General features: G+C 33.7%; 8 protein-coding genes. 5 read left to right on the plus strand and 3 right to left on the minus strand.

Annotated features, from left to right (window positions below; genetic code table 11):
- The first annotated feature begins 14 nt into the window (after positions 1 to 14).
- Positions 15 to 749 carry a hypothetical protein gene (locus tag QMO11_RS09885; protein WP_282037094.1) on the plus strand — a complete coding sequence of 245 codons (735 nt, stop codon included), beginning with the start codon at positions 15 to 17 and terminating at the stop codon, positions 747 to 749.
- Positions 750 to 877: 128 nt separating this feature from the next.
- On the opposite strand, the gene QMO11_RS09890 is transcribed toward QMO11_RS09885, so the two are convergent.
- Together QMO11_RS09890 and QMO11_RS09895 are read right to left on the minus strand one after the other, a co-directional pair.
- On the minus strand, positions 878 to 2,404 hold the full coding sequence (locus QMO11_RS09890; RefSeq protein ID WP_282037095.1) for an alpha-L-fucosidase: 1,527 nt from the start codon (positions 2,402 to 2,404) through the stop codon (positions 878 to 880).
- A gap of 290 nt (positions 2,405 to 2,694) precedes the next feature.
- Complete coding sequence (locus QMO11_RS09895) at positions 2,695 to 3,726, minus strand: uroporphyrinogen decarboxylase family protein (RefSeq protein ID WP_282037096.1); 1,032 nt, start codon at positions 3,724 to 3,726, stop codon at positions 2,695 to 2,697.
- Positions 3,727 to 3,866: 140 nt separating this feature from the next.
- On the opposite strand from QMO11_RS09895, the gene QMO11_RS09900 reads away from it, so the two are divergent.
- From QMO11_RS09900 to QMO11_RS09915, 4 genes are all read left to right on the plus strand, one after another.
- Positions 3,867 to 4,733, plus strand: coding sequence for an AraC family transcriptional regulator (locus QMO11_RS09900; protein WP_282037097.1), 867 nt, complete (start codon positions 3,867 to 3,869; stop codon positions 4,731 to 4,733).
- Between the two features lie 182 nt (positions 4,734 to 4,915).
- Entirely contained in the window at positions 4,916 to 6,004 is a 1,089-nt protein-coding gene (locus tag QMO11_RS09905; protein WP_282037098.1) for a T9SS type A sorting domain-containing protein, read from the plus strand.
- Positions 6,005 to 6,220: 216 nt separating this feature from the next.
- A complete protein-coding gene (locus tag QMO11_RS09910; RefSeq protein WP_282037099.1) occupies positions 6,221 to 8,674 on the plus strand; it encodes a T9SS type A sorting domain-containing protein in 2,454 nt (817 codons plus the stop codon).
- A gap of 640 nt (positions 8,675 to 9,314) precedes the next feature.
- Positions 9,315 to 11,378: a T9SS type A sorting domain-containing protein gene (locus QMO11_RS09915; RefSeq protein ID WP_282037100.1), complete on the plus strand. Its 2,064-nt coding sequence runs from the start codon at positions 9,315 to 9,317 to the stop codon at positions 11,376 to 11,378.
- 64 nt (positions 11,379 to 11,442) lie between these two features.
- Here QMO11_RS09915 and QMO11_RS09920 read toward each other — a convergent pair whose 3' ends face one another.
- Entirely contained in the window at positions 11,443 to 12,600 is a 1,158-nt protein-coding gene (locus QMO11_RS09920; RefSeq protein WP_282037101.1) for a DUF6786 family protein, read from the minus strand.

A 12,600-nucleotide genomic window follows, 5' to 3' on the forward strand; every position in this document is an offset into this window, starting at 1 on the left:
TTTACAAGATACAAATGAAAAAAATATATATAGTTGCATGTTTAAGCATGTTATTTCTGAACTTGAGTGCCCAGTTTGAAAAAGGAAATTTACTTATTGATGGCTCGTTTAACTGGAATGGTAGTAGTTACGATGGAATCAGAAATATTTATTATGAGGAATATGATAAGATAAAGAGTAAATCAAACAGCTATACAATAGCGCCAAGTCTCGGTTGTTTTGTGTCAGAATCATTATTGGTAGGTATCGGAATATCATATAAGTATAGTACGAGTAGATCTGAGTATAACGAAGAATGGTATAGTGATTATTATAACAGAATAATAGAAGAGGAAATGGGTAAGGTTGAGAAAAACAGACTATTCTTATTTAACCCTTACGTTACCAAATATCATAAATTAGGTGAGAAATTATATTTCAATTATACTTTTAATTTACTGATAGGTTCAGGTTCTGAAACAGGCTATGATTATTCGTATCCTATAAACGATGACGATATTAAATATACTTATTATTCACATGACGATCCTATTGATATCTTTGAATTTGGGGCAAATATAACGCCAGGCTTAACTTATTTTCTTAACGATAAGTTTGCCGTGAATTGTAATATAGGTCAAATATACTATGTCAAAAATATTCGGAAGCCAGCGGAAGGTTATAACAAACCAGAAACTGCAAATGAGAATTTTGGGCTGAACCTTGATCTAAATACCTTTATGTTAGGATTTCAGTATTATATCAGATAGTATGTGTAGCTTAAATGTTTAAAGCTTTTAATAGAAAAACATATTCTATTATGCTAATAATTTTGAGTATAAAAAAAGTGAGTTCAATAAAATGAACTCACTTTAATTAGTCTCAATATTTTGTAATACTATTTAGTTTTAAAAATATCGCTAGGCGCATCTTCTAACTCAATTTTAAAACCTATGGCATTTTTAGCCGGTCGTTCTTTAGGGAGCTGAATAATTAGTTCATTATCCTTCTGTATCCAATTAATAGTTTCATCGTAACCCATTATTGAAACGCTTTTTATAGCATCGTTAATAACTCTATTCTCAGAACCTAAAGCGCTTAAAGAAAGGGTTTCTTTACCTTCTGCCCACTCTAATAAAAATGCATAAATAGTTTGGCTTTTCTGAGTGTATCTAACATCATCAGCAGTAAAACCTTTATCCTTCATATTGCCATGCAATACCATTTTAGCATTGGTAGGTCCTTGTCCGAACACAGTAAATGGAGTAGTTGAATAAATACCTTCGCCATTAATTTTTAACCAAGCACCAATTTCTTTTAATATCGCTTGTTGGTCGGCAGGTATTTCGCCATGTTTATTTGGAGCTACGTTTAATAATAGAACACCATTTTTACTTACAATATCAATTAAGTCGTTAATGTAAGCTCCCGGTTTGCGCATATCATAAGGCTCTGAGTACCCCCAACGCCATCCGCCAAGCGACATATCGGTTTGCCATGTTTCTTCGCGAATACGATCTAATTTTCCACTTTCAATATCTAAAACAGCAGCTCCGTCAGGTATAGGTTTCCACTTAATGTTTTTGTAATTCACAACAACCTCTTGGTTATTTTTTAAACCTTGATTGTAGTATTTTGCTAAGTATTTTTTACGTGCTTCTTCATATTCCGGTTCACATAAGCCAAGGTCAAACCACATTAAATCGGGTTTATATTGCGTCATCATATCAATGGTGCGTTTGTACCAATGGTTTACAAATTCAGGAGTGGCTGGCGACCACCTTTCGTGGGCTTTCCAATAAAAATCCTGTAGTTTCGGGTCTGTAGTTTCATACTTCTCGTCGTAAGTCCACCAGTGCCATGCATACGCATAGTGCGACGACATACCCACTTTCATATCTTTGGTCTTAGCTTCTTTAAATAATTCGCCTACAATATCACGTTTAGGACCCATATTTACGGCGTTCCAGCGCGTAACCTTAGAATTGTATAACGCAAATCCATCGCAGTGCTCGCCTACCGGAACCACATATTTAGCACCAGCCTCGTTAAATAAGTCAATCCATTCTTTTGCATTAAAGTTTTCAGCCTTAAATTCAGGAATAAATTTTGTATAACCATAATCCTCAGGCTTACCAAAGTTTTCAACATGGTACTCGTAAGCTTTTGAAGCTTTAGAGGTTGGGTTCCCCAAGGCATCTACAGTACCCTCATTCCACATATGGTATCCATACCATTCACTATCTTTTGCGGGTACAGTTGTTGGTCCCCAATGTATGAATATACCAAACTTCGCATCTTTATACCACTGTGGTATTTCGTATTTTTTTAATGATTCCCAATCTGCTTTATACGGCTTTTGTGCAAATACTGGTAGGCTAAAGCAGATTGTTAATAGAGTCGTAATAAACTTGAATTTGTTCATTTTATGTCTGTGTTTGTAGTTTTGAATAAATCGTTTATGTATAAAAAAGTTATGGTGTAAAAGTAAGCTTTAGACTTGCCTTTTTAGGTAAGAAAAAATGAGTAATTAGGGGGATATATTACAGAAAGGAGATGATTTGGAACAATCTGATAGACAGAATTGGTTTAAGTAAGGCGGTGTATCAGAATAGACAATAGAATGTGCAATAATACTTAATAATTGTACCCCACACATCTTTTAAGGTGTGTAGTTTAATTGATGTATGGGGTACTTGTTATATTAGAGAAATTTTATTGTTTGATAGATGTAAATAAAGCTTCGATGTTTTCTGGCGCAATGTCTGGTAATATTGCTTCATGACTAGGTGAAATAATTAATCCAGATGGAAACAGTTTTTTAATTTCATGAACTCTTTCCTTAATTTCGTTAGGTGTGCCGTTAACTAATAATTCCTGAGCATCAACACCACCACAAAATACACCATTATTAATAGTTCTTTTCAAATTCTCAGCACTCATATCTGTTGCTAATGCTTGTATAGGATGCACAATATCAACTCCCATATCATATAGATCGTTAATTATAGGATGTATACTTCCACATGAGTGATGAATTACTTTTAGTCCGTAACTTTTAGCTTGTTCTACTAATTTTCGTGTACCCGGAAAAACATATGTTCTCAGCATATCAGGGTCAACCATTAAAGCGGTTTGGCTTCCAAAATCATTTCCAATTAGTACACCATCTAGTCTTCCTTTAGTAGCCTCGTAGAATTGGCCATTCAATTCTAAATAGAAATCAGTTATTCTATTAATGACTGCTTCAAACATATCAGGATACATCATCATGGTAGTAAGGGCATTTTCCATACCAAAGGCCGCACAAGTATCCTGAAAATGAGCACTCCACATAATACCAAGTTTAAAGTGATTGTCAGGCGCTTCATTTAAAACTTGTTCGGTTCTTTTAATATCGAGATAATCCATCGGGTTTGGCCAGTCAAAGGTATCTATGATGGAAGGATCTACTTGCCCCTCAAAAAAACCTGGTGCCGTTAATGTTCGTTCATCTTGGGTACCGCCTTCGTCAATTTTAGCAAATTGCAAGGCACAACCAACATCATTAAATGGCGCATTATTATACGGAACTTCAATGGGCCAAACGTCGTCTTGTAGTTTTTGTTTCAAAGCTCCAATGCTATCAACATTAAAGTATTTAAATAATTGGGGCAGCGCGGCCGGAACAGGTAAACCCAACCAACTAGCTGGGTAATCAACAGGTTCTCTGTTGATAGTGGCAAAAACTCTTTCTTTTGGTGTCATATTGTAGATTAATTTAAAGCTGAATACAATGGTGAATTTAGCTTGAATAGTAATTTTTACCCCCTAATATTCCGACTAAATTTTGCATAAATCCGACATTTTGTTGCGTACTATTGTAGTGTTGTAAAATCAATAAAATTATGTTGGCACCAGGACTTATAAATGACATTAAGGTTAATATTTTTAATACCTCCAAGGTTACAGTTGGTATGGATTGGAATTATTCCAATATTGTGAGTCCGTTTTCACGTATATATTTAATAACGGAAGGAGAGGGTTTTGTGCTTCCAAACAATCAGATGTACAGATTAAAACCCGGATACTTGTATTTTATTCCAAGCTATACACACTGTGGTTATCACTGTGTTGAATCTTTGACTCAGTATTATTTGCATTTTACCCATCAACTTTCAAGTGGTATTAAGATATTTGATAATATTACGATACAACACGAGGTGAAGGCGAGTTTGTTAGATTATAGTTTGTTTAATAGATTGTTAGAATTGAATCCATCTTTGGCATTAAAATATTCCGACCCTAATATTTACGAGCAACGTAATTGGTATTCTAATAATATGTCGCACTTATCTAATGGAGTTCAGCTCGAAACTATCGGAATATTAAAACAGCTGTTTAGTAGGTTTATTGTTGATATTCCAGGAGAACCATCAAGCTCAAAGGCAAAAAGCAAGATGTATAAGGTTTTTGTTCATATTTCGGAGAATCTTTATCAGGATATAAAAGTTGAAGATCTTGCACAAATAGCTTGTTGCTCAAAAGACCATTTTTCTCGGCAGTTTAAAAAGCTAACTGGTATGTTGCCTACTGATTTTATAAATAACAAACGAATAGATAAAGCAAAGGAAATATTAATAACTACTTCAAAGTCGCAAAGACAAATTAGTGAAGAAATAGGCTTTAATAGTCAGCAATATTACACCCGAATCTTCAAGAAGATTACTGGAGAGACTCCTGCAGAATACCGTAAGATGGGGGGCTTAATATAATAAGGGGGTGGAGTAAATGTTAATTAGTAGGGTTCTATATTAGATATTTTTATGTAATTATTTGTTTATCAGTGTTGAATGTGATGCTCCCCTTATAGGGGTAATTGTATCCACTGCTTTTTATTATTATAGGGAGTAATTTTATTTTGTTATAAATTACTAATTAATCTTAAGAAGCTAATATGAAAAGAAAATTTACTTTTTTTACAAAAACGATTGGTATAATTGTTTGTTCGACATTATTATCACTTACTAGCAAAGCTCAGTACTCAACTATTTATGAAACAGACTTTAGTACATTAACAAATGGGCAGAATATCCTTTTAGAGAAAGAAGCAGATGAGATAATTTGGACTGGATCGAATCAAATTTGGAATAATTTTGTTAAACGAGAAGCTGGCTTACAAACTCATAGTAATTGGCGTGGTGCACACCTTTCTGGTAAACCTATAGGTACATGGGCAGTAGGTAAGAGTGTTAAAGTTACAACAGAAGTTATTATTACAGATTCAGGTATATTTGATGAAGTTATTAATGTTGGTGGTTCAGTTACACGCGACTTAATGTTTGGAATTACAGAAAGGGAAGATCATCAAAATCCAGGTTTAGATGCTGAAGGTAATCCTAAAGAACGTGGAGATAACCCTTCCTATGGGTCAGCTGTATCTATTGGTTTTGAATTAAGAGATTTATCCGATACAGAAGGTGAGTTACAAATACGTTTAGTTAATTTAACAAGTCAACTATTTGTAATTTCAGAAATTGCAAATAATGATGTTATTCGATTTGAATATACAGCGACAAAGATGGCAGAAGCAAATACTTTTAATGTAATCCTTGATATTTTCAGGAATGAAAGTAAAGTATCAACTTTATTGGGAACTTTTGAGCAAGCAGCAGTTTATAATGCGGCAGCTGAAATGACAGTGTTTAATGCCTACTGTAAAATACCATATAATGCTGGAGGTGTTTCAAATGGAACAGATGAAAATCATGGATTATTGTGGGCTTCAATGAAGTTAGAAATAGGGGATAATCCTACTAGTTTTTTACCAGAGACAAAAGACGAAGTAAAAGTTTACTGCTCAAATGGCGTATTATTTATTAATAATGTGAGTAACGAAGTTTCAGCTTACAAAATCTACGACATCCAAGGTGCTATAGTTAAAGAGGGGACTTTAGCATCCAATAAAATACAAATACCATTAACCCTAAATAAAGGTATTTATTTGGTAAGGGTAGGAAACACTACCACTAAGATTATTTTATAGATATTGTTTTCAATCATTTAATTTTTGTTTTAAAGAGGGTGCAGTTTCTGCATTCTCTTTTTTTTGCTCTAATATTTTATGGATTTAACACATTGAACTCTTCTGTATTATAGGTTTTATCCCCTAATTATTCTAAAGTTACCCACCTTTACTTTGTTGTGTACAGCCTATATTGCATTTGTTAATTAATGTTTAATAATTATAAAATATATGTATATGGATAACAGATACACTAATTTAAAAACAATATTACTTTTTATTTTTCTTGTGCCCTTTACATTAGTGAATGGACAGTATATAACAGTTTACGAAAATGACTTTAACAGTTTTGTCGGAAATTTAGATACTGATAAGTTAGATGATAACATAACGAACGCTTGGGTAGGAGCGAATCACCCAAATGGTTTAGCTTCAGATGGTGCTGGAGGTATAACTACTATAAGCAATTGGAGAGGGTATAATATGTCTGGTAATCCATTAAACTATTGGAAAGCTGGCAATTCTATTAGAATTACAAGTGATGTAAAGATTAATGACATTGATTTGACTAACGGAAATGCGGCTCGCAATTTTCTATTTGGGATAACTCAGAGGGTGCCTTTAAGCGGCAACACAGTAACTGCAGATAAAAACTCAAGTGGTTCTGATGTAACATTGGGTTTTGAAACTTATACTAATAATGGATTATTCTTTCGTTCAATAAATGATAATTTAATTAGTCATACTGCTGCAGATATAACTGATGGTGATATTGTAAGGTTCACTTATACAGTTACTAAAAAGGCAACAGAAAATATGTTTGATATAGAGCTAAAAGCTGAAAAAGTAGAAGGAGAAAATGTGATTGAAATAACTACTTTGAATAAAGCAGATCTAATGCATGAAAAGCTATATCAAGAGCGTGGAGATATGTTGGCATTTACTGTATATATTAAGCAGGGGCTGCAAGGCGCAATGTCATGGGATTATTTAAAATTAGAAATGGAACAAGCACCATATCCTCCTAATCCATCTGCAACTATTACTTCTGCTACCGATGGATACTCGCGTGGTGATAATATTACAGTAATGGCAACTGCCACACCCAATGCTACATCTGGGTCTCCAATTGCTAGTATGGAATTGAGTGATGGTATAAATACTTACCCTATGACCAATAATGGAGGTACATACGAGGCTAGCTTTGCTGCTACTAAATGGCAATATAACCTAACTGTAACAGCAAAGGATGAAGATGGTGTTACAGATGCTGATATAAAAATAATTACAATGGTTGAGCCTGCTTATGCAGGAGGTGATGGAGATACTAATCCTTATCAAATCAATAGTGCTGCGTTGTTAAGTGAAGTATCTCAATATGTAGGGCACTATAGTAAGAATTTCATATTAACATCTGATATTGATATGGATGGACATGTTTATCATCCTATGGGATATACCACAACTAATGGTGATATAACAAAATTTACTGGAGATTTTGATGGAGATAATCATGTTATTAAAAACTTAACGGTTACTCGTCACGAAGATCAAAATAATCAGTTCTTTGGTATGTTTGGAGATGCTTCTGGTAATATTATGAATTTAGGATTAATTAATGTAAATATTAATGCTGATGATAATCAAATTGATGAGCGTATTGCGGCATTCTGTGGTCAATTGTACGATTTTCATTCAGTTGAAAACTGTTACGTTTTAGGAGGTACAATTAGAGGTAGTGGAAAGGTTGGTTCTATTGTAGGTTATTTACCTAAAGGTAGTGTCACAAACTGTTTTGCTGATGTAAATATTGTAGCAAACTATAGTAGTGGAGGTATTGTTGCTATGCTTGGTGATACTTGGGCTAATGGTAATGCTTCAGTAAGTAATTGTGCATTTTATGGTCACATTAAGGATAATGGTGTTGAAGGCACTGCAAATGCTGTAGTAGGCCTTATTACTGCTTATACTGGCGATCCGGTATATACCCCTACAGTTAGTAACTCTTATTATGATGAAAATTGCGGTGTTACCGATGATAATGCAACATCTTTAACTGCTGTTGAATTACTAAATCAAGGAAGTTATGTAAATTTCGATTTTACAACTACACCTACATGGAAAATGCTTACAAATGGTGTTGCGGTTTTAAATTCATTTGATGATATTGATTACGGTGGTATTTTTGGTAGTGTTGAAGCTACTATTGAAGTGGAGCAAAATGATGAAGTAACAGTTCCATCTTATATAAATTCGCTGACTGCAATAAATTGGGAATGGACGATTTCGGATAATAGTATTTCACTGAATGGATCGGATAGTAGATCAGCTTTATTTACAGCTCCTATTGTGAGTCAAGATACTGATGTTACATTAAGTCTTACTGCTACCAACGATAATGGAGATATGTTTACTGGTTCAACGGTTGTTACCATTATTTACGATACATCTACAGCATTAGAGGTTGATAAAATAAGCAATATTGTGGTGTACCCTAACCCAATTCAGGATATGGTGTATATTAATAATGCTGCTGTTGGTGATAATGTAGTTGTTTATAGCGCAACCGGAAATGTTGTAAAAGCAGTAGTTGCATCAGATGAATCATTATCTATTGATATGTCAGATCAAGCAACAGGTGTATACATTATTAAAGTAGGAAACGAAGCAATTAGAGTGCTAAAGAAGTAATTTTCAATCATAGATTTTTTGTTTTTTAGGAGGGTACTTTGTGTACCTTCCTTTTTATAATATCAATTCAATTTTAGAATAAGCCCTAAATTATTTTTAGCAGTTTTATAATGTAAGCACGCACATTAACTATTTAAAACTTAAACAACCAATTTATAGGCAAACAAAGCTCAATTAAAACTTAAATTAGCTTTGTACAAATACACAAAGCTTGTTTAAGTCTTGTTTTTGCTTTACAAGTATCAACATAGCACAATTAAAAATTAAACAAGCAATATTGATGTTTATCTCACCTAAGAAATTACAATCAAATAATCTATTCCAAAAACACATACCACATCACGTTAGGTAAAATTTAAAAAGAGACGAAATTTAAAGTGTTACTATTATACTGGTTTTGTAAAGTGGTGTATTTAATTGTTGGTTATTAGTTATATAGCTTAATTATTCTTTCGTTTTTATCTTTTAGAAATATTGCATTTTACTTAAATAGGGGGTGTTTTCTTGAGTTGTTAAATAGGTTAATCCATAATTTACCCCTTTCATAAAATCTAAAATTTTGCCAAAGCAAATAGCTTTACCTTGTAATTTTGATTCATAAGAAATGTTAAAAAGTATTTACTAATTAAAAATTCTTTATATGAAAAAAAATTACTTTAAAATGATGTGTGTAATTGTTGTGCTAGCGATTACATCTTTTACGAGTGTTAGTGCGCAATATATGACACTTTATGAGAATGATTTTTCACAAGAAACAACAGGAACTTATCATCTTGGAACTGAATTGACACCAAATCCATGGACAGGGCTTAATTTTACTAACGCTTTTTGGAAAAAAGAAAATGATAACGGTTTGAACTTTGGTAATTGGAGAGGGGTAAATCTTAGTAGCGATCCATTAATAAATTGGCTTGAAAGCAAAAGGGTTAAAGTAACTTTTGGCTTATACCTTAATGTAGATGGAAGTGATAAAGCGAGAGCAGGTTTAATTGTTACTCCTGATGGTAGTAATGTAGTTCCTAAGGTTGGTTTTGAAATATTATCATACTCAGCTGCTGGTGGGCTAGAAATTAAAGTAGGTGGTACTACTTTCACAACTGCTGGTATTCCTAATGGAACATCTATAACTATTGAACAGGAAATAACAAAAAGTTCTACATCGGGTGAATTCAGTACAGTAACCGTAATTACTGATGGAACTACGGAATACTTAAATGAAACTATTGTATGTACTGATGCTGATTTATATGACACGGCTTTCAACGGAAACAATACATTGTTTAATTGCTATAATCAAACTACAAATAACATGGCCTTTTGGTCATCATTCAAGTTAGAAAGGGATATTCCACTTGGCTTCTTTGCAAATGGAGGTGCTTCTCAAACAGTTACTCCAAATACAACCGTTACTTTAAATGCAAGTTCCACATTCGATGGAGTAGCTGTAAATGATGCAACTTATCTTTGGGAGGCTCCTAATGGAATTACATTATCAGATGTTACAGCTGTTTCACCTACCTTTGATACCCCTACTACAGGCCGTATTACTGAATATCTATTTAAAGTCACAGCAACCAATGTTGGTGGTAGCTCAGAGACTTCTGTTTCTTATACAAAGGTGCTAATTAACCCCGATGACATATTCGGTTCTTCTACAGAGCCTTATGAAATTTCTACTGCAGATCATTTATTTAACTTGAGTCTTACAGGAGAAACTTATTTAGGAAGTGATTTTGTTTTAACTGGGGATATTGATTTAACTAACGAAGATTACTTCACACCAATTGGTGACTACACAGGAACTTTTGACGGACAAAACCATATTATAACAGGCCTTAAAATTATGGAAGAAAGCGGACATGTTGGTTTATTTACTCGCATTAAATGGGGCTCTCTCGTTAAAAATATCGGTTTGGTAAACCCAAATATCCTAAACACAGGTGATGGTAATACCGGTGGAATAGTTGGCTATTTAGATGCTGATTTAGTAGAGAACTGTTTTGTAATGGGTGGTGAAATAACTGGTTCTAAAAGAGTAGGAGGAATCGCGGGTACTTGTGCAAACTGGTCTGGTGAAATAAGAACCATTGTGAAAAATTGTTTTACTTACACCAATGTAATGGGAGCAGAACCAGGTGGCCTAATTGGTGCATCTAATGGAGGAAGTGGAAATATGATATTAGAGGACTGTGCAGTATATGGTAATGTGATGTATGAAGGAACAACTGATATGGGACCTGCAAGTATTGATGGAACTCCGACTGACATAGTACTTTCAGATATCTATTTTAAAGGCGGGATCGCAACTTCCAGCGCTATTGCAGGTGAAACTGAACTGTTATCTACGGATTTAGCAGATATAGCATCTTATCCGGGTTTAGAAACAACAATTTGGGGAATATCACCTAAATTTGGTTTTGCAGTATTGAGTGTCTTTGATGTGGAGTCTCTTGATATTGCTTTAGATATAGAAAATGACATTAAAGAAGTAAGCTTAAATGTTTACCCTAACCCTGTAGTTGATGTATTAAATATAACAGATGTAGCTGACGGTTCAATAATAACTGTATATAGTGCAACAGGAAGTATAGTTTCAGTAATAAGAGCAGCTGGTGGTTTAACTCAAGTTGATTTATCATCTCAACCAACAGGAGTATATCTTGTTAAAGTAGCTGATAAAGTTACTAGAGTACTAAAAAAATAATTTTGGATTAGATTTATTATAGAATGTAGTTTGGAGGAGGATGCAGTGATGCATCCTCCTTTTTTTATTGTATCTGTTTAAGTATGTTTTCTAATTGGGCTAACTCGCCACTTAAATGAAAAACTCGTTGAAAATGTGTAATTGAATCATTAGGCATTAATTCTTTCATTGCTGAGGTGCTTTCTAATTCGTAAAAAGCATTCTCATTAGGTTCAGAAAAGTCCATTGGTCCATGATTATAAACTTGTATAGGTTCCCCTAAGTATGGATTATCTTGAATGCTAACCTCAGAGTTAAAATATAAGGTATCATCCGTTCTTTGGTATTGTACAATTGTTAAAGTTTTGTTTTCAGGAGAAAGACTAGCAAAAGTATTTCCCATTAAAACATCAGGATTAAAACCTAACTTATTTCTATACTTTCCATCTGCCTTGTATTTCAGAATGCCATTATTAATAAGAATTCGGTCTTCATTAATATCACTTAAATAAATGCCAACTTCATTAAGTTTTACGTCTTTTTTTAAGGGTATGTATACATTGGTATTGTCGCTTCCTGGAAGCATAGCTAAACTCCAAATACAGGGAAGTCCGCTTTGTTTAGTCCACTGTATAGTATCTTTGTTAATAAGAGAATGTTTACTGTTAAAAGCAACGGCCTTTATGCTACTATTGAGTTTAATGCCTAGGTTAGTTTCTATCTCAAGTTTTTTTAATAGCGAAATAGTTTTATTCACACGGATGTTAAATTCAGTTCCTATAAAATTTCTTAACTGCATTTCTTTATACATCGAAACCAAACTTTTGCTTTGGTTAATAACTTCATAGGGTTCAGCATTAAAAGTATCTGGTACTTTCCAATTATCCTCGTCAATGGGCTTTATTTGTTGATAGTAGAAAGAGTATTGTCCACCAAGTGGCCCTATCCACAAGCGATCCTCTCCTCCAATATTTTGTCCCGTATTAAGGCTGTCATTATCAAAAGCATTGTAGTTAACCCAACCATTACTTGTCCCCTTAAGCCCATTATTTGAAGAGCTAATAACTCTTCCTTGATAGTGCGGGGTAATCATTACTCTCGATTGCCCATCTTCTGAGCTTAACTCAATAACTTCCGTGTTCTTCTTAATAAAATCAAGGTCGTAATTATAGGTTTTTGTAGGAGGTGTTGTACAAGAGTATGCTGTAAAAGCTATCACTATTAATGATAAAATATTTTTCAT

Source organism: Saccharicrinis aurantiacus (genome assembly GCF_947489045.1).
GTDB classification, from domain to species: Bacteria; Bacteroidota; Bacteroidia; order Bacteroidales; family Marinilabiliaceae; genus Saccharicrinis; species Saccharicrinis aurantiacus.